Annotated in this window: 16 protein-coding genes and 1 pseudogene; 11 read left to right on the forward strand and 6 right to left on the reverse strand. The window is 70.1% G+C overall.

From position 1 onward, the window contains the following. The first annotated feature begins 123 nt into the window (after window positions 1–123). The 5 genes from MCHUDSM44219_RS11310 (at window position 124) to MCHUDSM44219_RS11330 (ending at window position 6124) form a co-directional block, all read left to right on the forward strand. A complete protein-coding gene (locus MCHUDSM44219_RS11310; protein WP_236695428.1) occupies window positions 124–675 on the forward strand; it encodes a hypothetical protein in 552 nt (183 codons plus the stop codon). A 73-nt stretch (window positions 676–748) separates the two neighbouring features. Then, window positions 749–1726 (forward strand): oligopeptide ABC transporter permease OppB, encoded by a 978-nt coding sequence (locus tag MCHUDSM44219_RS11315; protein ID WP_048418332.1) that lies wholly within the window; start codon window positions 749–751, stop codon window positions 1724–1726. Further along, window positions 1723–2610, forward strand: coding sequence for an oligopeptide ABC transporter permease OppC (locus MCHUDSM44219_RS11320; protein ID WP_048418333.1), 888 nt, complete (start codon window positions 1723–1725; stop codon window positions 2608–2610). Before MCHUDSM44219_RS11315 ends, MCHUDSM44219_RS11320 begins: the two co-directional genes overlap by 4 nt. Then, window positions 2607–4445 carry an oligopeptide ABC transporter ATP-binding protein OppD gene (locus MCHUDSM44219_RS11325; RefSeq protein WP_048418334.1) on the forward strand — a complete coding sequence of 613 codons (1839 nt, stop codon included), beginning with the start codon at window positions 2607–2609 and terminating at the stop codon, window positions 4443–4445. The genes MCHUDSM44219_RS11320 and MCHUDSM44219_RS11325 overlap by 4 nt, the downstream gene beginning before the upstream one ends. Before the next feature lie 11 nt (window positions 4446–4456). Beyond that, entirely contained in the window at window positions 4457–6124 is a 1668-nt protein-coding gene (locus tag MCHUDSM44219_RS11330) for an oligopeptide ABC transporter substrate-binding protein OppA (protein WP_048418335.1), read from the forward strand. On the opposite strand, the gene MCHUDSM44219_RS11335 is transcribed toward MCHUDSM44219_RS11330, so the two are convergent. Then, entirely contained in the window at window positions 6111–7379 is a 1269-nt protein-coding gene (locus MCHUDSM44219_RS11335) for an alpha/beta fold hydrolase (RefSeq protein WP_048418336.1), read from the reverse strand. The genes MCHUDSM44219_RS11330 and MCHUDSM44219_RS11335 overlap by 14 nt on opposite strands. A 110-nt stretch (window positions 7380–7489) precedes the next feature. Between MCHUDSM44219_RS11335 and MCHUDSM44219_RS30935 the strand changes: the two genes are divergently transcribed. From MCHUDSM44219_RS30935 to MCHUDSM44219_RS11345, 3 genes and pseudogenes are all read left to right on the forward strand, one after another. Then, a partial coding sequence (locus MCHUDSM44219_RS30935; RefSeq protein WP_330218621.1) for an acyl-CoA dehydrogenase family protein occupies window positions 7490–7919 on the forward strand: 430 nt, incomplete at its 3' end. Window position 7920: 1 nt separating this feature from the next. Further along, window positions 7921–8809, forward strand: a pseudogene (locus MCHUDSM44219_RS11340) (acyl-CoA dehydrogenase family protein); the annotation flags it as partial. 26 nt (window positions 8810–8835) lie between these two features. Then, the gene (locus MCHUDSM44219_RS11345) at window positions 8836–10185 is read left to right on the forward strand and encodes an LLM class flavin-dependent oxidoreductase (RefSeq protein WP_048418338.1); all 1350 of its coding nucleotides are present in this window, start codon (window positions 8836–8838) and stop codon (window positions 10183–10185) included. Here MCHUDSM44219_RS11345 and MCHUDSM44219_RS11350 read toward each other — a convergent pair. The 3 genes from MCHUDSM44219_RS11350 to MCHUDSM44219_RS11360 are packed head-to-tail and all read right to left on the reverse strand — an operon-like array spanning window position 10174 to window position 15538. Then, window positions 10174–11715, reverse strand: a complete 1542-nt coding sequence (locus MCHUDSM44219_RS11350) for a GMC family oxidoreductase (RefSeq protein ID WP_048418339.1) — start codon at window positions 11713–11715, stop codon at window positions 10174–10176. The genes MCHUDSM44219_RS11345 and MCHUDSM44219_RS11350 overlap by 12 nt on opposite strands. Before the next feature lie 23 nt (window positions 11716–11738). Next, window positions 11739–14393 carry an AAA family ATPase gene (locus tag MCHUDSM44219_RS11355; protein ID WP_048418340.1) on the reverse strand — a complete coding sequence of 885 codons (2655 nt, stop codon included), beginning with the start codon at window positions 14391–14393 and terminating at the stop codon, window positions 11739–11741. Beyond that, window positions 14390–15538: a metallophosphoesterase family protein gene (locus tag MCHUDSM44219_RS11360; protein WP_048418341.1), complete on the reverse strand. Its 1149-nt coding sequence runs from the start codon at window positions 15536–15538 to the stop codon at window positions 14390–14392. Before MCHUDSM44219_RS11360 ends, MCHUDSM44219_RS11355 begins: the two co-directional genes overlap by 4 nt. 104 nt (window positions 15539–15642) lie before the next feature. On the opposite strand from MCHUDSM44219_RS11360, the gene MCHUDSM44219_RS11365 reads away from it, so the two are divergent. Next, entirely contained in the window at window positions 15643–16149 is a 507-nt protein-coding gene (locus tag MCHUDSM44219_RS11365) for a SixA phosphatase family protein (protein ID WP_048418342.1), read from the forward strand. Here the strand turns inward: MCHUDSM44219_RS11365 and MCHUDSM44219_RS11370 are convergent. Then, window positions 16146–16694, reverse strand: a complete 549-nt coding sequence (locus MCHUDSM44219_RS11370) for a DUF3558 domain-containing protein (protein WP_048418343.1) — start codon at window positions 16692–16694, stop codon at window positions 16146–16148. The two genes, MCHUDSM44219_RS11365 and MCHUDSM44219_RS11370, sit on opposite strands and share 4 nt — an antisense overlap. Further along, window positions 16691–17263 (reverse strand): DUF3558 domain-containing protein, encoded by a 573-nt coding sequence (locus MCHUDSM44219_RS11375; protein ID WP_048418344.1) that lies wholly within the window; start codon window positions 17261–17263, stop codon window positions 16691–16693. The genes MCHUDSM44219_RS11370 and MCHUDSM44219_RS11375 overlap by 4 nt, the downstream gene beginning before the upstream one ends. A gap of 118 nt (window positions 17264–17381) precedes the next feature. Between MCHUDSM44219_RS11375 and MCHUDSM44219_RS11380 the strand changes: the two genes are divergently transcribed. Together MCHUDSM44219_RS11380 and MCHUDSM44219_RS11385 are read left to right on the forward strand one after the other, a co-directional pair. Continuing rightward, a complete protein-coding gene (locus MCHUDSM44219_RS11380; RefSeq protein ID WP_048418345.1) occupies window positions 17382–19109 on the forward strand; it encodes an ABC transporter ATP-binding protein in 1728 nt (575 codons plus the stop codon). Then, entirely contained in the window at window positions 19106–21007 is a 1902-nt protein-coding gene (locus tag MCHUDSM44219_RS11385; RefSeq protein WP_048418346.1) for an ABC transporter ATP-binding protein, read from the forward strand. The genes MCHUDSM44219_RS11380 and MCHUDSM44219_RS11385 overlap by 4 nt, the downstream gene beginning before the upstream one ends. Window positions 21008–21055 lie beyond the last annotated feature (48 nt).

Here is a 21055-nt window from a genome sequence, read left to right on the forward strand (position 1 = left end):
AGAGGGTTGGCCACCGCCCCATTATGGGCGCGCGCACTAGGTGCCGACTGTGCCGTTCCTATGTGCGCGCTGTGAGCCGCCGGCGCACAGCCCGCACACATCTTGGACCGTCATCGTGGTGGCATGAGTGCTGATCACGTGACGTTCGACGATGCCGTCTGGGGCGCCCCGCAGCCGGAACCGCGCCGGTGGGGAGCACGGGAGACCGCGGTGGCGGTGGGTATCGCGGCGGTGATCGCCGGCCTCGGCGGCGCCGCGATCTACGCGGCGACCGGGCAGTCGGCCCACGGTGCGGGCCCGATGGGCAGCCATGCGTTCGGGCCGCCCGGGTTCCCGCCGCCGGGTGGACCGCCGGACGGTCAGGGCGGGCCCGGTGAGACCCGGGGTCCGGCGCTGCACGGCGAGTTCGTGGTGCCGGCCACCGAGGGCGGGTTCAGCACGTTGGAGATCCAGACCGGCACGGTGACGGCGGTGTCGCCGGGATCGGTGACGGTGCGCAGCGCCGACGGCTTCAGTCAGCAGTACACGATCGACGCCGGGCTGCGCGCCCCGGCCGTCGACGACCAGGTGACGATCCGGGCGGTGCGCCAGGGCGCCGCTGTCCGGATCACCGAGATCTTGGACCCGCGGGAGGCTCCCGGCATGGGTCCGCTGGGGGCCGCCGCGCCGCGCTGACGGGCGTCGACGCGCTGACCGGCGGTCACATCTCCTACCCTGTGCGCATGCAGCGCCGAGGCGGACCCGCCGGATGACCCGCTTTCTCGCGCGTCGGCTGCTGAACTATCTGGTGCTGCTGGGGCTCGCGTCGTTCCTGGCGTTCAGCCTGACGTCGCTGACCTTCCCCCCCCTCGACAGCCTGCTGGAGCGCAACCCGCGCCCGCCCCAGGCGGTGATCGACGCCAAGGCCGCCGAACTCGGTCTGGATCAGCCGATTCCGCTGCGGTACGCGCAGTGGGTCTCCGGCGCGGTGCGCGGCGACTTCGGCACCACGGTCGCCGGCCAACCGATCACCGACGAGCTGTGGCGGCGCGTCGGGGTGAGCCTGCGGCTCGTCGTGATCGGCTCGGTGCTGGGCACGATCATCGGCGTCGTGGTCGGCGCCTGGGGGGCGGTCCGGCAGTACCGACTGTCCGACCGCGTGATCACGGTGCTCTCGCTGCTGGTGATCAGCGCCCCCACGTTCGTGGTCGCCAACCTGCTCATCCTCGGCGCGCTGAAGGTCAACTCGGTGCTCGGCGTGCAGCTGTTCGAATACACCGGCGAGACGTCGTCGGATGCGGTCGGCGGCGGATGGAACCAGTTCGTCGACCGGCTCCAGCACCTGGTGCTGCCGACCGCCACGCTGGCCCTGGCCTCGATCGCCGGCTTCAGCCGCTATCAGCGCAACGCGATGCTCGACGTGCTCGGGCAGGACTTCATCCGGACCGCGCGGGCCAAGGGGCTGACCCGTCGTCAGGCACTGTTCAAGCACGGGCTGCGCACCGCTCTGATCCCGATGGCCACGCTGTTCGCCTACGGCATCAGCGGTCTGGTCACCGGCGCGGTGTTCGTCGAGAAGATCTTCGGCTGGCACGGCATGGGCGAGTGGTTCGTGCAGGGCATCTCGGCCCAGGACACCAACATCGTCGTCGCGTTCACGGTGTTCTCCGGCACCACGATCCTGCTCGGCGGGCTGCTGTCGGACGTCATCTACGCCGCCCTCGATCCGCGGGTGCGTGTCTCGTGACCGCACCGCAATTCGTGACCCGACGCACGCTGGTGTGGCGTCGCTTCCGCGCGAACCGGCCGGCGATGGTGTCGATGGTGGTGCTGGTCGTCCTGTTCGTCGGCTGCTGGGCGCTGCCGCCGCTGCTGCCCTACTCCTACACCGACCTCGACTACTACGCGCTGCAGCAGCCGCCGTCGCCCCAGCACTGGTTCGGCACCAACGCGCTGGGTCAGGACCTGCTCGCCCAGACCCTGCGCGGGATGCAGAAATCGCTGATCATCGGTGTCTGCGTGGCAGTGATGTCCACGCTGGTCGCCGCGACGGTGGGCGCCGTCGCCGGATACTTCGGCGGCTGGCGCGACACCGTGCTGATGTGGTTCGTCGACCTGCTGCTCGTCGTGCCGGGCTTCATCCTGATCGCGATCGTCACCCCGAGCACGCGGGGCAGCGGCACCGTGGTCTGGCTCATTGTGCTGCTGGCCGCGTTCAGCTGGATGATCAGCTCGCGCATGGTCCGCGGGTTGACGATGAGCCTGCGCGACCGCGAATTCGTCGCCGCCGCACGCTATATGGGCGTGAGCAACCGGCGGATCATCGCCCGCCACATCGTGCCGAACGTGGCGTCCATCCTGATCATCGACACCACGCTGAACGTCGGGGTCGCGATCCTCGCCGAAACCGGGCTCAGCTTCCTCGGTTTCGGGGTGCAGCCGCCCGACGTGTCACTGGGCACGCTGATCGCGGCAGGCACGGGTTCGGTGACGACGTTCCCGTGGGTGTTCCTGTTCCCCGCCGGCGTACTGGTGCTGATCGTGCTGTGCGCCAACCTGATCGGGGACGCGCTGCGCGACGCGCTCGACCCGGGGGTGCGGCCGGCCCGGCGGCGCGGGGCACGCCGATGAGCCTGCTCGAGGTGCGCGGGCTGACCGTCACGTTCCCCACCGACACCGAACGGGTGGCCGCGGTGCGGGGCCTGGACTACGACGTCGACTCCGGCGAGGTGGTCGCCCTGGTCGGCGAATCCGGCGCGGGCAAGTCGGCGGGCGCGATGGCCGTCGTCGGGCTGCTGCCCGAATACGCCGAGGTGTCCGGGTCGGTGCGGCTGCACGGTCAGGAACTGCTCACCGGGTCCGACGCCGAAATGTCGCGGGTGCGCGGCGCGAAGATCGGCACCGTCTTCCAGGATCCGATGTCGTCGCTGACGCCGGTCTACACGGTGGGTGACCAGATCGCCGAGGCGATCCGCATCCATCGCCGCGACGTGAGTCGCAGCGCCGCCCGCGCCCGTGCGGTCGAACTGCTGGAGCTGGTCGGCATCTCCCAGCCCGCGCAGCGGGCCCGGGCGTTCCCGCACGAGCTCTCCGGCGGGGAACGCCAACGGGTGGTGATCGCCATCGCGATCGCCAACGATCCCGACCTGCTGATCTGCGACGAACCGACCACCGCGCTGGACGTCACCGTGCAGGCCCAGATCCTCGACGTGCTGCGCACCGCCCGCGACGTGACCGGCGCGGGGGTGCTGATCATCACCCACGACCTCGGCGTCGTCGCGGAGTTCGCCGACAGGGCACTCGTGATGTACGCGGGCCGGGCCGTCGAGACGGCACCCGTCGCCGACCTCTACACTGAGCGCCGAATGCCCTACACCGCAGGCCTTCTCGGCTCGGTCCCGCGCCTCGACGCGCCGCAGGGCGCGCGGCTGGTGCCGATCCCGGGCGCTCCCCCGTCGCTGGCGGCGCTGCCCGCAGGCTGTCCGTTCACACCGCGCTGCCCGTTGGCCGTCGAAGAATGCAGCACCGCCGAGCCGGCGCTGGAAGCCGTCGGGCCCGACCACCGGGTCGCGTGCATCCGGCACGCGGACGTCGCCGGTCGCAGCGCGGCCGACATCTTCAGCGTCTCGACCGCACCGGCACCGGCCGCCGCGGACAGCGGTGAGCGGCCCGTCGTGCTCGCGGTGCGCGACCTGGTCAAGACCTTCCCGCTGACCAAGGGTGTGGTGTTGCGCCGCAAGGTCGGCGAGGTCCGTGCGGTCGACGGTGTCGACCTGACGCTGCGGCAGGGCCGGACGCTGGGCATCGTCGGCGAGTCCGGATCAGGCAAATCGACGACGCTGCACCAGATCCTGGGACTGGCCGCGCCGCAGCAGGGCAGCATCGAGGTGCTCGGCGCCGACGTCGCGACGCTCGACCGTGCCGGCCGCCGGGCCCTGCGCGGCGACCTGCAGGTGGTGTTCCAGGATCCGGTCGCATCGCTGGACCCGCGCCTGCCGGTCTTCGATGTCCTGGCAGAACCCCTGCAGGCCAGGGGATCCGACAAAGCTGCCATCGACGAGCGGGTCGCCGAGTTGCTGACGCTCGTGGGCCTGCGCCGCGAGGACGCCGGCCGCTACCCGGCGGAGTTCTCCGGCGGGCAGAAGCAGCGCATCGGCATCGCCCGGGCGCTGGCGCTGCAGCCGAAGATCCTGGCGCTCGACGAGCCGGTGTCGGCGCTGGACGTGTCGATCCAGGCCGGCATCATCAATCTGCTGCTCGACCTGCAGGACCGGTTCGGCCTGGCCTACCTGTTCGTCTCCCACGACCTGTCGGTGGTCAAGCACCTGGCCCACGACGTCGCGGTGATGCACCGGGGCCGCATCGTCGAACAGGGCAGCAGCGAGTCGGTGTTCGGCGACCCTCGCGACGAGTACACGCGGCGGTTGCTCGCGGCAGTCCCCCGGCCGCAGCCCGATCCCCGTTAGAGTCTGTCCGCATGACCCTGCTTCTGCGACTGCTCGCCGTCGGGCTGACCGCGGCCCTGGTCCTGACGGGCTGTTCCGGCTCGTCGCAGCCGGTCCCGTCCGCGGGTGGCAATGCCGAACTCGGCGCGACCGCCGACATCAACCCGCAGGACCCCACGACACTGCAGCAGGGCGGGAATCTCCGACTCGCCCTGACCGGTTTCCCGGCGAACTTCAACAACCTGCACATCGACGGCAACCTCGGCGAGATCGGTTCGATGTACCGCTGGACGCTGCCGCGCGCCTTCTTCATCAAGCCCGACGGGCAGATGACCGTCAACAGCGACTTCTTCACCAATGTCGAGCTGACGAGCACCGACCCGCAGGTCGTCACCTACACCATCAACCCGAAGGCGGTGTGGACCAACGGCAGGCCCGTCACCTGGGAGGACATCGCCGCCCAGATCAATGCGACCAGCGGCAAGGACAAGAGGTTCCTCTTCGCCGCGCCCAACGGGAGTGAGCGCGTCGCCTCGGTGACCAAGGGTGTCGACGATCGGCAGGCGGTCGTCACGTTCGCCAAGCACTACGCGGACTGGAAGGGCATGTTCGCCGGCAACGGCATGCTGTTCCCCAAGGAACTGACCGGTACACCCGAGGCGTTCAACACCGGGTTCCGCGATGCTCCCCCGCCCTCGGCGGGGCCGTTCATGGTCGGCAACGTCGACCGGGCGGCGCAGCGGATCGCGTTGACGCGCAATCCGAAGTGGTGGGGAACGCCCCCGCTGCTGAACACGGTCACCTACAGCGTGCTCGACGACGCGGCCCGCATCCCCGCCCTGCAGAACAACGCGCTCGACGCCACCGGCGTCGCATCCCTCGACGAGCTGACCATCGCCCGCCGCACGCCCGGCATCGCGATCCGGCGGGCGCCCTCGGCGAGCTGGTACCACCTGACCTTCAACGGCGCACCGGGATCGATCCTCGCCGACCCGGCGCTGCGGATGGCGATCGCCAAGGGCATCGACCGGCAGGCCATCGTCAACGTCGCCCAGAACGGCCTCGTCGACAAGCCGGTGCCGCTGAACAACCACATCTACGTGGCAGGCCAGGAGGGCTACCAGGACAACGCGATCGGCTTCGATCCCGAAGGGGCCAAGCGGGAACTCGATGCCCTGGGCTGGCGACTCAACGGCCAGTTCCGGGAAAAGGACGGCCGCAGGCTCACCGTGCGCAACGTGTTCTACGACGGCCAGAGCACGCGTCAGATCGCGACGATTGCGCAGAACAACCTGGCACAGATCGGTGTCGATCTGCAGCTGGTCCCCGCCGCCGGCGGCAAGCTGTTCCCCGACTTCGTCACGCCCGGCAACTTCGATGTCGTCCAATTCGCCTGGGGTGGCGATGCTTTTCCGTTGTCCGGCCTGAGCCAGATCTACGCGTCGCAGGGCGAGAGCAACTACGGCAAGATCGGCACCCCGGAGATCGACGCGAAGATCGAGCAGACTCTCTCCGAGCTGGACGCGGCCAAGGCCCGCACACTGGCCAACGAGCTCGACACGATGCTCTGGCAGGAGGTGTTCAGCCTGCCGCTGTTCCAGGCCCCGGGCAACGTCGCGGTGAAGAGCACGCTCGCCAACTACGGTCCGGCCGGCATCGGCGACATCAACTACACGGCCGTCGGGTTCATGAAGGACTGACCTGGCGCACCACCCGCGGCACCGCATCGGGCACCTTGCCCTCCGCCATGGCGGCCAGCCGGATCGCGGCCACCAGCAGCCGCACGCTGAGATTGGCCTGCAGCCGGTCGAGTTCGGCGGCGCGCGAGGGTAGTTGGTGGATCTTTCCGGCGACGACGGCCCGGCACACCTGCAGCGCCGCGTGTTCGCGAGTGTCGAGCATGCTGTGCCCGGCCGTCGGCAGATCGACGAGTACCGCGTCGGGAATCAGGTCGGCAACCTGGTGCGCGACCGCCGGTGGTGTGGTGAGGTCGCGACCTCCGGACAGCACCGCGGTGGGCCAGCTGAAGTCCGGCATGGCCGACACCAGGTCATAGGGTTCGGCCTCGAATTCGACGTCACCACTCGCCATTTCACGCAGGGCGATCGCCGGATCCAGGGGCTTGCCGTCGGGTTCGGCGCCGTAGTTCAACTCGCGGTATGCGATGCGTTCGACCAGGTCGGGCTCGTGCTGGTACGGGGTCTTGCGTTCGAGCAGGTTCCGCGCCCCGAATCCGACCGCCGCCCACAGCCAGTCGTGACCGGCCAGCAGCAGGTTCAGCTGCCGGCACAGCACCTCCGGCCCGGCGACGCCGTACATGTCGCCGATCAGCTGGACGTCCTTGGAGGTGACCACGCCCTCGCCGACCAGCCGGCGCACCTTGGCGGCCAGGTCCGCGGTTCCGGGCACAGTCCCGTCCCACAGCACCCGGCGGGTCTGGGCCCGTACCTCGGCGATGTCGGCACACGACAGCAACGGCGAGTCCAGCACCATGGCGTGCACCCGCGCCGGATGGGAGACACCCAATCCGGCGGCCAGGTAGGTGCCGTAGGACGCGCCGTAGACGATCGCCTTGTCGACCTGGGCGTCGTCGAGCACGGCGGCGAGGTCGTCCACCACGGCCCGCACGGTCAACGCCTCCGGCGGCAGGTCGGCGCCCCGGTCGTCGTGCCGGGACAGGCCGACCCCGCGGTGCTCGACCATGATCACGTCGAGGCCGGCGACCGCGGCGCGCCGCCGGAACGCCCGGTACAGCGCGACCGAGGCGGCGCCGGGCCCACCCGGGATGAGCAGCAGCGGGTGGGCGGACTTGCGGCCGGTCCGCACGTAGTAGACGTCGAACTCGTCGTCGCCGCCGGTGGCCGCACCGGTGCCGAACGGCCGGCGCACCGGCCGGACCCCCGGCAGCGCGGCGAGCTTGGCGTGCGCCCGGCGACGCTTGGCGTTCATCGTCATCGCGCCCCATTGTGCCCCGTTCCCGCAGGTCGGTCACACCGGCACCGGTTCGGTTCGGGCTGATCCAAAGACGTGCGCTGCGCCGCGGCCCGCCGGTACACATTGACTCCATGACCTCTGTGGACCACGCACACGCACTGCTTCCCGATTCCGCCGAGTTCGCGGCGCTGCTCGCCGAGATCGGCGCCGGTGCCAGCGATCGAGATCGCAACGACGAGAACCCTTTTGACCAGGTGATCGCGCTGAAGCGGGCCGGCTTCGGTGCGCTGCGCCTGCCTGAACGCTTCGGTGGGCCGGGATTGACTGTGCCGCAATTGTTCTCCACGATAATCGACGTCGCACGCGCGGATCCGATTGTGGCACACATCTTCCGAACCCACTTCTGGTTCGTCGAGGAGAGGTTGCGCACGGCTGACGAGCCCACCTCGCAGGCGTGGCTGGCCAAGGAGTTCCTGGTCGAGTTCGAACGCGACGGCGGCGAGATCCGCAACGGCTCGGATCTGCCCCGGATCGCGCGGGGCAACAAGATCCTCGATCTCGNGCTGGCCAAGGTGGCCGAGGGCAAGACGTTCGGCAACGCGTTCAGCGAGAAGGGCGCCAACGCGGTCGGCAGCCTGGTGTTCAACACCCGGTTGCTGCCCGCCGACGGCGGCTACCGCCTCGACGGGGAGAAGTTCTACAGCACCGGAACCCTGTTCTCCGACTACCTGACCGTCGCGGCCACCACCGACCACGACTCGGTGGCCACCGTCGTGGTGCCCGCCGACCGGGCCGGGGTGCGGCTGATCGACGACTGGGACGGCTTCGGGCAGCGCCGCACGGGTACCGGCACCACGGTGTTCAACGAGGTGGCGGTGGCCACCGACGAGGTGCTGAGCGACTCGCCGTACGACGCCGAACCGGAGCCGACGGTGCAGTACGCGTCGCTGCAGCTGTTCATCCACGCCGTGGTCGCCGGGATCCTCGAGTCGGTGGTCGACGACGGCGTGGCACTGTTGCGCTCCCGGGAGCGCAGTTTCAGCCACGCCGTCACCGAACGGCCCACCGAGGATCCGCTGCTGCAGCGCCAGCTCGGCGAGATCGCGAGCACCGCGTTCATCGCCCGCGCCGCCGTGCTCGACGCCGCCGCTGCCATCGGCGCCGCCACCGACTCACAAGCCGCCACCGGGGTGCCCGACGCCGACCTGGCGACCGAGGCGCAGCTCAAAGTCGCCAAGGTCAAGGTCCACCTCGACGCGGTGGCGCCCGAAGCGGCGACCCGACTGCTCGAGCTGGGCGGGGCGAGCGCGTCGAGCAGGACACGCAACCTCGACCGGCACTGGCGCAACATCCGCACCATCACGCTGCACAATCCCGTGGGCCTCAAGGCGCGCGCGATCGGCCAGAACCTCCTGCACGGCACCGCCCTGCCCGCCAACGCCTACTTCTGATCGCGATTTCGGCGTGCTGGGTCGCGGTGAGCGCGCACCTGGGCGGATTCCAGATCGCCTCACAGGTCACCCACTCCCACGCCGCCTGGCGTCATCCCGCCAGCGACACCCGCTTCACCACGCCCGACTACTACCACCGGATCGGACGCATCCTGGAACGCGGCAAGTTCGACTTCGTGTTCTTCGCCGACCTGCTGGCCGCGCCGGTGCGCTACGGCGACGACATCACCGAACCGCTGCGGCGCGGAACGCAGGCCACCGCGACCCTGGACCCCTCGATCGTGGCGGCCAGCATCGGGGCGGTCACCTCCAAGCTCGGGGTCGCGATCACCAAGTCGGCCACCTACTTCCACCCGTACGAGTTGGCGCGGATCTTCGCGAGCCTGGACCACATCACCGCGGGCCGGGTGGCCTGGAACATCGTGACCTCGCTGACGCAGAGTGAGGCGCAGAACTTCGGGCACGACGATCATCTCGCCCATGAGTACCGCTACCAGCGCGCCGACGAATTCGTGCGCACCGCACTGGAACTGTGGTCCAGCTGGGATCCCGACGCGCTGGTGCTGGACAAGGAGTCCGGCGTGTTCGCCGACCCGGCGCGCATCCGGCGCGTGGACCACGACGGCGAGTACTTCCGCACCCGCGGTCCCTTGAACGTGCCGCACTCGCCGCAGGGCCGTCCGGTGCTGATCCAGGCCGGATCGTCCGCGACGGGCAGGGACTTCGCCGCGCGGTGGGCCGAGGCGATCTTCGAGATCGACCCGACGCCGGAGGGCCGGCGCGCCTACTACGACGACATCAAGTCCCGCGCCTCCGACGTCGGCCGCGACCCCGACCGGGTGCTGATCTTCCCGGCGTTCATCCCCTTCATCGGGGAGACCGAATCGATCGCCCGGGAGAAGCAGGCGTTGCACAACGAACTCGCCGACCCGATCTCCGGGCTGATCACGCTGTCGGTGCACACCGACCACGACTTCTCGGTCTACGACCTCGACGCCCCGGTCGAGGATGTCACCGTGGGCGGCACCCAGGGGCTGTTCGACACCGCCCGTCGGGTCGCCAACCGGGACAACCTCACGTTGCGCGACATCGGGAACTGGTACGCCCAGGGGGTGCTGCTTCCGCAGTTCGTCGGCACCGCGAGCCAGGTCGCCGACCAGATCGAGGAGTCGTTCCGGGCCGGCGAGGCCGACGGGTTCATGGTGTCGGCGGCCCAGACTCCGGGCACCTTCAACGATTTCGTCGACGCGGTGGTCCCGGAGCTGCAGCGGCGCGGGCTGTTCCGCACCGAGTACACCGGGAACACGCTGCGCGACCATCTCGGCCTGGGACCGGTGAGCTTCGACGCGCCGCAGCGGTTGCAGTCAGTGAGCTGAGCGGATCAGATCGGCGGCCTTCTCACCGACGACCGTCGTCGGCGCGTGGGTGTGGCCGCGGATGAGCGTCGGCATCACCGACGCGTCGGCGATCCGCAGGGCTCGCACGCCGCGTACCCGCAGCTCCGGGTCGACGACGCTGGCGTCGTCGGTGCCCATCCGGCAGGTGCCCACGGGGTGATACAGGGTGTGCGACACCGTCTCCAGCGCACGAGCCAAGGTGTCGTCGTCGAGTTCGGTCGCGTCCAGCGGACGGGCGATCCGGCCGATGGTGCCGCGCAGCGCCGGCGACCTCGCGATGTCGGCGCACATCCGCAGGCCCGCCATCAGCGCCTCGCGATCGGCGCCGGCCGGGTCGGTCAGATAGCGGGGGTCGATCAGCGGCTTGTCGTACGGGTCCGCCGAGCGCAGCGCGATCACGCCGCTGCTGGCCGGGGTGAGCAGAATCGGGCCCATGACGACGGCGTGGTTGAGGTAGGGATCGCCGATGGCCTCGTCGAAAAACGGTGCGGGCGCGAAGATCAGCTCGAGGTCGGGCAGCTCCAGCTCGGGTCTGCTCTTGACGAAGCCGTACGCCTCCCCCACGTTGGAGGTGAGCATGCCGCGACGGCGCACCAGATAGTTGAGCAACTCGAGTGGCTTCTCCGCCGCGAACAAGGTGTCGTACGGCACGTCGAAGCCCAGCGGGACGACGAGATGGTCGAGCAGGTTCGCACCGACCGCCGGTCGATGGGCGACGGTGGTGATGCCGTGGCGGGCGAGCTGGCCGTGGTCGCCGACGCCCGAGAGCATCAGCAACTGCGGGGTGTTGATCGCCCCGGCGCAGAGCACGACCTCGCGCCGGGCCGTGACCACGGTGCGGCCGCCCTTGTGGTCGAACTCGACCCCGATCGCGCGGTCCCCCGCGAACACCACCCGCCTCGCGGTCGCCTCGGTGAGTACGGTCAGGTTCTTGCGCTTGCGGACGGGTTTCAGGTAGGCGTCGGCACTGCTCCACCGCGCGCCGCGCCGCTGCGTGACCCTGGTCTGGCAAAAGCCTTGCGGCTGAGCTGACGTCGGCTCCTCGACACGGTGGCCGCACTCCCGCACAGCGGTCAGCCACGCGGCGGTCGAGGCGCGCGGGCTGCGCTGCTCGGAGATGACGAGCGGACCGGACTCCACCTGGCGCAGATAGGGTTCGAGGTGGGCGAAATCCCATGACGGGCCGGCCTGCTCGCCCCAGGCGTCGTAGTCGGCGGCGAAGCCGGGCACCCACATCATCGCGTTCATCGACGACGACCCGCCGAGCATCTTGCCCCGCGGCCAGTACACCCGCCTGCCGGCCAGGCCCTGCTGCGGTTCGGTCAGGTAGTCCCAGTCCAGCGGACCGCGCATCAGCTTCGAGAAGCCGGCCGGGATGTGCACGAAGGGGTCGCGGTCCCGCTTGCCGGCCTCGAGGACCACCACCCGGACGGAGGGATCGGCACTGAGCCGGTTGGCCACCACCGCACCGGCCGAACCCGTCCCCACCACCACGTAGTCGGCATCCACGACCGCGAAGTCTAGCCGCGCGGCTACGAGGCCAGTTCGATGTGGCGCGCGGTCTGCACCCCCGCGTAGCGCTGCGGGCTGCAGGTCAGGATGATCACCTGCCCGTCGCCGGCCACTGCGTCGAACACCTCGGCCATCCGGGTCAACCGCTCGGCGTCGGTGAAGCCGAGCGCGTCGTCGATCACCACCGGCACGCTGTCCTCCTTGGCGACCAGCGCGGCCCCGGCCAGCCGGGCCACGATGCCCAGCTGTTCCTTGGCGCCGCCGGACAGCGATTCGTAGGGCACCGTGCGCCCGGACAGGGTGCGCTGGCCGATGCGGAGCTCACTGTCCACGTCGACCTCGAAGGTCTCGCCGAACACGATGCGGCCCAACCGTTCCACCTCGGTGCGGAACGGATCGACGTAGCGGGACCGCATGGCGTCGCGGTGCCGGCCCATCACGGTCCGCAGCAGCTGCGCGGCGCGGGCCCGGCGCTGCACCCGCCCGTAGTCGGCGCGGGCCCGTTCGCGTTCGGTCTCGGCGGCATCGAGACGGCCCTTGCGGCCTTCCGTGCCGAACACCTTCAGCTGCGCGGCGACCTCGCGCAGGGCTTCGGCCGCCTCGTCGTGGCGGGCGGCGGCGCTCGTGGCCGCGCGTTGCGCCTCGTCGAGGCGGGTGGCGACCTCCTGCGGGGCGTGGCCGGCCAGTTCCTCGGTGAGCCGGGCGACCTCTGCCGCGGCGGCGGTCGCCGCGTCGGCGTCAGCCTGAGCCGCGATGGCCAGCTGATCATCGCTCACCGTGGCGCGGGCCTCGGCCAGCCGGCGCCCCGCGGCGGCGAGTTCCTCGGCCACGACGGCGAGCTTCTCGGTGATGCGCGCGGCCCGTAGTTCGCGTTCGGCCACCAGCGTGGCGGCGGCTTCGGCGACCTTGGTGTGGGTCTGGCAGTCGAGGAGAGCCTGCTGGTGGGCCGCGGTGGCCTCGAGGAGCTCCCGCCGCTGCGCGGCGGGGTCCTGCACCGCGGCGGTGGTGGCGTCGAACAGGCCGTCCTCGGCCGGGAGCCGGCTCCGCACGTCGGCAAGCCGGGCCCGCAGCGCCTCGAGTGAATCCTCGGCGGACAGGGCTCCCAGGATCGCCCGCACCTGCTTGCCCGCCGCCTGCAGTTCCTGCCGGCGGGCGTCGAGCGCCCGGGCGGCGTCGAGGTCGGGCACCCCGGCTTCACGCAGTACGGCGCCCAGCGTCTCGGTCGCGCGGTCCAGTGCCGCCTGGGTGCTGGTGGCGGTGGCGCCGGCCACCACGCGCACCGTCAGGCCGCCTGGGAGGTCGAGTTCCGTCGCGCCGGTCACCGCCGCCGACCAGCTCTGGCCGGTCTGCAGGGTCACCGCCTCGCCGTCGACCGCGACGTCCACGTCGGCGGCCGCGATCATCTCGATACGGGCCGAGGTCAGGTCGACGGCCGAGGTGGCCCGGTCGACCGCGGCCGCCGCCTTCTCGATGGTCGACATCAGCTCGGCGGTGAGCGTGATATTCGCGAGATCCCTTGTGGTGGAGTCGAGTTCGCGCTGATGACGCTCGATGATGGCGATCCGCGCGGCGAGGCGATCGGCGTCCTCGCGGTCGGCCAGCAGGGCCACTGCGGCGTGCGCCGCGTCGACGCGCTGCTTGCAGGCCTCGAGCAGCGTCCGGGCCTGCTGGGCCGTCTCGTCGGCGGCCACTCGCATCTCGCGCGCGGTGTCGGCGTCGTCGGCGGCGGTCTCCGCCTCCTGCTGCAGGCGGGTGACGGCCGCGGTGCGCTCGTCGATCTCGGCGCGCGTCCGCCGCCGCTCGGTGAGGGCCGCCAGCGATGCGGCATGCGTGGAGTCCGCCGCCCCCGCACGCACCCTGGCCTGTGCGAGCTCACCGGTCAGGACGGCGATCGCCTCGGCTGCGGTGCGCGCTGCCGTGAGTTCAGCCGCGGCAGCGGATTTGGCGGAAGCCAACGCGGCCAGGTCGCCGGTGAGCGTCGCATGCCGGCGGACGGCGTCGTCGACCTCGGCGATCGCCGCGGCGCACCGGGCGACCTCCTCGTCGGCGCTGCGCAACCGGGTGGTGGCGGCCAGCCATTCACCGGTGGCCCGCCCGGTCGCGGTGAAGTAGCGGCGGTACTCCTCGTCGATCCGGTCCACCAGCAACGCGTCGACCGGGCCGGCCCCGGCGACAGGCGTCTCGTCGACCTGGCCGGCGACCACGTCCAGGGCCCGCGACAGCGCGTTGCAGCCGGACAGATCGGTCGCCGACGTCGACGCCGACTGGATGACCCGCTGCGCCTGCCACAGGTCGAGGTCGACGGTCTCGGCGAGGATCGCGCGCACCCGGTCGTGCGCGTCGTCGCCGGTGAGCTGTTCACGCCGCGGCGCGAGCACGGTCAGTTCCGTCTCGGGCTTCTTGTGAAAGCGTTTCCGGTAGACGAAACGATAAGGACCCGTGGAGATCTCGGCCGTCACCTCGGCGCCGACATCGGCGTGAGTGGGCTTGACCTGCTTGACGTCCTTCTTGGTGGACCGGTCCTTCGATTCCAGCAGCAGGTCCAGCGCCTCGAGCATCGACGATTTGCCGATCTCGTTCGCACCGCTGACGACGATGACACCACTGTCGGGAAAGCTGATGTCGCGGTGGGTGATTCCGCGGTAGTTGGTCAGCGTCAACCGGTGCAGCTTCACGCCGCTCCCCCCTCGGTCAGGCGCAACAGAAGGGCCAGCGCCGCGCGTGCGTCCTCGGCGTCCTCTCCCGAGGTGCGCGCGGTGGCGACCAGTTCGTCGACCGCGGAGGCGGCGAATCCTCCGATGCCCAGGTCGTCGAACTCCCCGTCGGCGGGCATCACCGCGATGTCGGTCTGCCTGTCCCACGGCACCAGCGCGGCGAACACCCGGGCGTAGCGGTCCAGGCAGACATCCAGGGCCGCTTTGTCGGTGACGGTCAGCGATCCCGTCAGCCCGAGCCGGATCACCGTGCGTTCTTTGTCTGGCATCAGGTCGAGATTGATGTCGAGGTCGGCGACGTCGCGGCTGGTGTCCACGCTGTGGCGCATCGACAGGAACCGCCAGGTGCCGACCCGGCGCGGATCGACCCGCACGGGCCTGCCGGCGTCGGACTCGTCGATGTCGACGACCAGCACGTTGCCCGGATCCGGTTCGACGTCGTCGAAGTTCGTCACCTCCGGCGCACCGGAATACCACACCCGCCCTGAGGAACCCACCTCGAACACAGAATGCTTGTCGCCCAACGCGACATAGTGCACCGCGCCGCGATCCAGCGCCGCCTCCAGCGCAGCCAGCCCGATCAGCGACGCCCGGTCCTTGTCCGGCACCAGGATGTCGACCGCGCCGTGCCCGACCACGATGCGCGTCACCCCGTCGCCGGGCAGACCGTCGAGCACCTGGGCGACCAGATCGGTGGTCGGGAACTTCGACGACCACGGCGCCGCGACCAGCTCCAGCCCCGGGCGCACCTGGTGGACGCCCGGCCGGTCGAGGACGATCACGTTGTCCGGGCGCTCGGCGGTGAACAGCGCACTGGTGTAGACCGACGCCGCGTCGAGCGGATCGTGGTTGCCGGGCAGCAGGTACACCGGCACCCCGATACCGCGCATCGCCTCGAGCGACTGGCTGACCTCCCGCGGGGCGAGCTGGTTGTGCTCGAAGACGTCCCCGGCGACGACCACGAACTCGGCGCCGGTCTCGGCGGCGAGGGGGCCCAGTGCGGTGACCGCGCCGCGCCGGGCGGCCGAATACCGGGGCTGGGCCTCGCCGCTGAGAAAGTGCCGGGTCATGCCGAGCTGCCAGTCGGCGGTGTGCAGAAATCGCATCGGATGACCGTCCTTTCCGTTGTCGGCGTGGTCGCTGCGGGAAGTCTAGGGCGGGCCGCCGACAAGTCCCGGGACGCGCACCGGATGGACTACCGTTATCTGCGATGAGCGATCCGACACGCACCCTGGTGCTGCTGCGCCACGCCAAATCGGACTACCCCGACGGGGTGGGCGATCACGAGCGTCCCCTCGCGCGGCGCGGCGTCCGGGAGGCCGAGCTGGCCGGCGACTGGATCCGGGAACGCCTCGGAGAGATCGACGCGGTGTTGTGTTCGACGGCCACCCGGACCCGGCAGACCCTGGAGCGCAGCGGAATTGCCGCGCCCGCACGGTTCTCGGGACGCCTCTACGAGGCCACGCCCGGCATCGTCATCGAGGAGATCAACGCGGTCAACGACGGCGTGGCCGCGCTGCTGGTGATCGGACACGAGCCGGTGATGTCGTCACTGGCGCTCGGACTGGCCGACGAGACCAGTGGCAACAGCGCTGTCGCGGAGAAGATCTCGGCGAAGTACCCGACGTCGGCGATCGCGGTGCTGCGCACCGCCGCGCCATGGGGGCGGCTCGGGCTCGGCGGGGCCGAACTCGTCGACTTCCACGTGCCGCGCTAGGCGCGGGTGGCGAGCGTGAGCTCCATCAGCTTGATCGCCATGCCGCAGGCGTCGATGCCGGGTGCCTGCGGGTTGACCCACCAGCCCACCACTCCGGCGGCGTCACTGGCCACGCCGCAGGCGCCGTTGGGGTCGTTGGGCCGCATCACGAACGACTGGATGCCCGCGATCGACCGGTTCTCGATCTGGTAGTTGAGCTGCTGGGCGGTCTTGCGCTCGTTCTCGATGTCGCCCTGCTCGAACCAGAACCGGGTGATGTCGACCAGACCCGCCGGGTTGGCGGCCTGCCACCTGCACACCGCGCCGACGAACGTGCTCTGGATGTCGAGCGGATCCGCCCCGACCGTCTGGGCCAGGATGTCCTCGGTGAGGACCTCGCACTCCTTGAGCAGGTTCGGGTACTGGCGCTGCGAGTCGTTGTTGCGGGGCACATCCCCGGAACCGGACTTGGCGGCGGTGCCCTCGACGGTCTGCGTGCATCCGGTCAGCACGACCAAGCCCGCCAGCGCGGCGACCGCCGCGACCTTTCCCCGGCGCATGCTCATTTCGAGTTCACAATCGATTGGCGGGTGAGTTCCTTGGCCACGTCGCACGGATCCGGGAACGGCTTCTGGGCGTAGCTGATCGACCACTCGATGAAGTCGTCGTCGAAACCGATGCCGATCTCGCAGAGGTTGGTGCCGAGGGTCGGATCGTCGTTGGAGGCGATGAAGCCGTCGTGGCCCTCGATGTTGATGTCCTCGACGCTGGTCCTCGACAGTTCCTCGGTCTTGCGTTCGCGGCCGATCGGGCTGCCGCGGAACCAGGTGAACGAGAAGTGCGGGCCGAGGATGGAGCCGCCGGCCAGCCACTGGCACCCCACCGAGTTCTGCGCCGTGTTGGTCAGTCCCTGCACCTGGGTCTGCTTGGCGATCTCCTCGTCGCTGATGCCGGCGCACTGCGGGAAGAACGGTCCGTGCTTGGCCGCCTGCGGCGGCGCGTCGGTCGACGGAACGGTCGGCGACGACGGCTGATCGTTCGAGCACGCCGCGAGCACGGGGATCATGGCCGCGGCAGCAACGACGGCCCTCATCGGCCGTCGGTGTCCACGCTGGCTTCCGGTCACGCCATGCACTGTAGCGGCAGGCTCCGCGGTCAACCACCGACAGGCCGATTGACCTGCAAGTTCAGCCGATTCTCAGGTGCGCCCGCCGGACGGGCACCGGCGTCGGCGGGTATGCGACAGTAGCGGGATGCTCTTCGGCCTGCTCCGACGGCATACCCGTCCGTACCGCCCGCTGCTGGCGATCGTGGCGGCACTGCAGGTGATCAGCACGCTGGCCACGCTGTATCTGCCCACCGTCAACGCCGCGATCATCGACGACGGTGTCGCCCAGGGCGACCTGCGCCGGATCGTCGAACTCGGCGCGGTGATGCTCGGGGTGTCCGCGCTGCAGGTGGTGTGCGCGGTGGGGGCGGTCTACTTCGGCTCGCGGGCCAGCATGGGCGTCGGACGCGACCTGCGGTCGCTGATCTTCCACCACGTCACCGGCTTCTCGGCCGAGGAGACCGCGCGCTTCGGCGCGCCGTCGCTGCTCACCCGCACCACCAACGACGTGCAGCAGATCCAGCTGCTGGTGCAGCTGACCGCCACCATGCTGATCACGGCCCCGATCATGTGTGTGGGCGGCATCGCGATGGCGGTGCACCAGGACGCGGGGCTGTCGTGGCTGCTGCTCGTCAGCGTCCCGGTGCTGGCGCTGGCCAACTACTGGATCGTCTCGCACCTCCTGCCGATCTTCCGTCGGCTGCAGCGGCTGATCGACGGCATCAACCGGGTGATGCGCGAACAGCTCACCGGATTGCGGGTGGTGCGCGCATTCGCGCGGGAAGGCTACGAGCGCAACCGTTTCGCCGAGGCCAACCATGCGCTGGCCGACGCCGCGATCGAGGCCGGGCGGTGGCAGGCGTTGATGCTGCCGGTGACGACGCTGGTGATCAACGTCTCCAGTGTCGCGCTGATCTGGTTCGGCGGCCTGCGCATAGACGCCGGCCAGATGCAGGTCGGCTCGCTGATCGCGTTCCTGTCCTACTTCATGCAGATCCTCTTCTCGGTCCTGATGGCGACGTTCATCCTGGTGATCATCCCGCGGGCCTCCGTGTGCGCCGAACGCATCACCGAGGTGCTGTCCACCCGGTCGGCGATCACCACTCCGGCCGCCGCGCTGACACCGGAGACGATCACCGGCGAGGTGCGGTTCGACAACGCGACGTTCAGCTATGCCGGCGCCGATCGGCCCGTGCTGCAGGATGTTTCGCTGATCGCCCGCCCGGGCAGGACCACCGCCATCGTCGGGTCGACGGGATCGGGGAAGTCGACGGTGGTGTCGCTGATCTGCCGGCTCTACGACGTCACCGACGGCGCGGTGCGCGTCGACGGGATCGACGTGCGCGACCTGGACATCGAGACACTCTGGGCGGCGATCGGTCTGGTCCCCCAGCGCGGCTACCTCTTCTCCGGCACGATCGCCGACAATCTGCGCTTCGGGAAGTCCGATGCGACGGACGCCGAGATGTGGGCGGCGTTGCGGGTGGCCGCGGCCGACGACTTCGTGGCCGCCCATCCCGACGGTCTCGACCAACCCGTCGCGCAGGGCGGCATGAACTTCTCCGGCGGGCAGCGGCAGCGCCTGGCGATCGCGCGGGCGGTGATCCGCAGACCCAGCCTCTATCTGTTCGACGACGCGTTCTCCGCGCTGGACGTGCACACCGACCGGACGGTCCGGTCCCGCCTGCGGGAGGTGTCCGCGGGAGCGACGGTGATCATGGTGGCGCAACGCATCTCGACGGTCGCCGAGGCCGATCACATCGTCGTCGTCGACGACGGGCGGGTGGTCGGCGCCGGCACCCACGACGAGTTGATCGGTTCCTGCGAGGAGTACCGGCAGTTCGCCGACTCCCAGTCGGTGGGGACGGCATGAGCGGACCGCTGGCCCGTTCCATGCGGATGGCCGAGCCCCCACAGGCCCGCTCACGCGATTTCACGGCCTCGGCGCTGCGGCTGCTGAGGCGGCTGACGCCGCACCGCGGACTGGCGATGACGGTGATGCTCCTGGGAATCGGCGGCATCGCGATCGGTGTCATCGGTCCGCGGATCCTCGGGCACGCCACCGACCTGCTGTTCAACGGGGTCATCGGCCGGCAGCTGCCCGCGGGACTGACCAAGGAGCAGGCCGTCGAGGCGGCCAGGGCACGTGGCGACACCACGTTCGCCGACCTGCTGTCGGGCATGAACGTGGTGCCGGGACAGGGCGTCGACTTCGGCGCGGTGGCCCGCACGCTCGCCCTGGCCCTGGGGCTGTATCTCGTTGCCGCGCTGATGGTCTGGCTCCAGGCACGGCTGCTCAACGTCGTGGTGCAGAAGACGATGGTGGCGCTGCGCTCCGACGTCGAGGACAAGGTGCACCGGTTGCCGTTGCGCTACTTCGACTCACGGCAACGCGGCGAGGTGCTCAGCCGGGTCACCAACGATGTCGACAACCTGCAGCAATCGTTGTCGATGTCCATCACCCAGCTGCTGACCTCGGTGCTGACCGTGGTCGCCGTACTGGTGATGATGCTGACGATCTCCCCGCTGCTGACCTTGCTCACCGTGGTGACGGTTCCGTTGTCGCTGTGGATCACGCGGTCGATCGCGCGGCGGTCGCGCCGGTTGTTCGTGGCGCAGTGGACCAACACCGGAAAGCTCAACGCGCACATCGAGGAGACCTACAGCGGCTTCACCGTCGTCACCACCTACGGTCACCGCGCGCTGGCCGAGGAACAGTTCCGCAAACTCAACGACGACGTGTACCACGCGAGCTTCGGCGCGCAATTCCTGTCGGGCCTGGTCTCCCCCGCGACCATCTTCGTCGGCAACCTGAGCTACGTGGCGGTGGCGGTGGTCGGCGGCCTGCAGGTGGCCACCGGGCAGATCACCCTCGGCGGGATCCAGGCGTTCATCCAGTACGTCCGCCAGTTCAACCAGCCGCTCACCCAGATCGCCGGGATGTACAACACGCTGCAGTCCGGGATCGCCAGCGCCGAGCGGGTTTTCGATCTGCTCGACGCCGAGGAGGAACCGCCGGCGTCGCTGCTCGAGCTTCCCGCCGGCGGGCCGGCCGGCGGCCGCGTCGAGTTCCGCGAGGTGTCGTTCGCGTACCGCCCGGGTGCGCCGGTGATCGAGGATCTCTCGCTGATCGCCGAGCCCGGCACCACGGTCGCCATCGTCGGGCCGACCGGCGCGGGCAAGACCACGCTGGTGAACCTGCTGATGCGGTTCTACGACGTCGACGCCGGCGCGATCCTGCTCGACGGTGTCGACATCACCTCTGTCAGCCGCGCCTCGCTGCGGTCCCGCATCGGCATGGTGTTGCAGGACACCTGGCTGTTCGCCGGCACGGTCTACGACAACATCGCCTACGGGCGTCCTGAGGCCGACCGCGACGAGGTCATCGAGGCGGCCACCGCGGCGTACGTCGACCGCTTCGTCCACACCCTGCCCGACGGTTACGACACCCGCATCGCCGACGGCGGCACGAACATCAGCGCGGGCGAGCGTCAGCTCATCACCATCGCGCGCGCCGTGCTGGCCCGGCCGGAGCTGCTGATTCTCGACGAGGCCACCAGCTCGGTGGACACCCGCACCGAGGTGCTGATCCAGCACGCGATGGCGTCGCTGCGCCGTGATCGCACCAGTTTCGTCATCGCGCACCGCCTTTCGACGATCCGCGACGCCGACATGATCCTCGTGATGGAGGCCGGCCGGATCGTCGAGCGCGGCACGCACAGCGAACTGGTGGCCCGCCGCGGCGAGTACTGGACGATGATCCAGGCCTGAGAGCCGACCACCTTCTCAATCATTGCTTTGTGCAACAATTGCGCTTAG

It is taken from the genome of Mycolicibacterium chubuense (assembly GCF_001044255.1).
Taxonomy (GTDB): Bacteria; Actinomycetota; Actinomycetes; order Mycobacteriales; family Mycobacteriaceae; genus Mycobacterium; species Mycobacterium chubuense.

Coding starts and splice junctions, on each gene's coding strand:
- MCHUDSM44219_RS11335 (WP_048418336.1), bottom strand. CDS start 7,379: ATGACGATGAACGCCAAGCGTCGCCGGGCGCACGCCAAGCTCGCCGCG.
- MCHUDSM44219_RS11380 (WP_048418345.1), top strand. CDS start 17,382: ATGCTCTTCGGCCTGCTCCGACGGCATACCCGTCCGTACCGCCCGCTG.
- MCHUDSM44219_RS11385 (WP_048418346.1), top strand. CDS start 19,106: ATGAGCGGACCGCTGGCCCGTTCCATGCGGATGGCCGAGCCCCCACAG.
- MCHUDSM44219_RS11330 (WP_048418335.1), top strand. CDS start 4,457: ATGACCCTGCTTCTGCGACTGCTCGCCGTCGGGCTGACCGCGGCCCTG.
- MCHUDSM44219_RS11360 (WP_048418341.1), bottom strand. CDS start 15,538: ATGCGATTTCTGCACACCGCCGACTGGCAGCTCGGCATGACCCGGCAC.
- MCHUDSM44219_RS11325 (WP_048418334.1), top strand. CDS start 2,607: ATGAGCCTGCTCGAGGTGCGCGGGCTGACCGTCACGTTCCCCACCGAC.
- MCHUDSM44219_RS11370 (WP_048418343.1), bottom strand. CDS start 16,694: ATGAGCATGCGCCGGGGAAAGGTCGCGGCGGTCGCCGCGCTGGCGGGC.
- MCHUDSM44219_RS11315 (WP_048418332.1), top strand. CDS start 749: ATGACCCGCTTTCTCGCGCGTCGGCTGCTGAACTATCTGGTGCTGCTG.
- MCHUDSM44219_RS11310 (WP_236695428.1), top strand. CDS start 124: ATGAGTGCTGATCACGTGACGTTCGACGATGCCGTCTGGGGCGCCCCG.
- MCHUDSM44219_RS11365 (WP_048418342.1), top strand. CDS start 15,643: ATGAGCGATCCGACACGCACCCTGGTGCTGCTGCGCCACGCCAAATCG.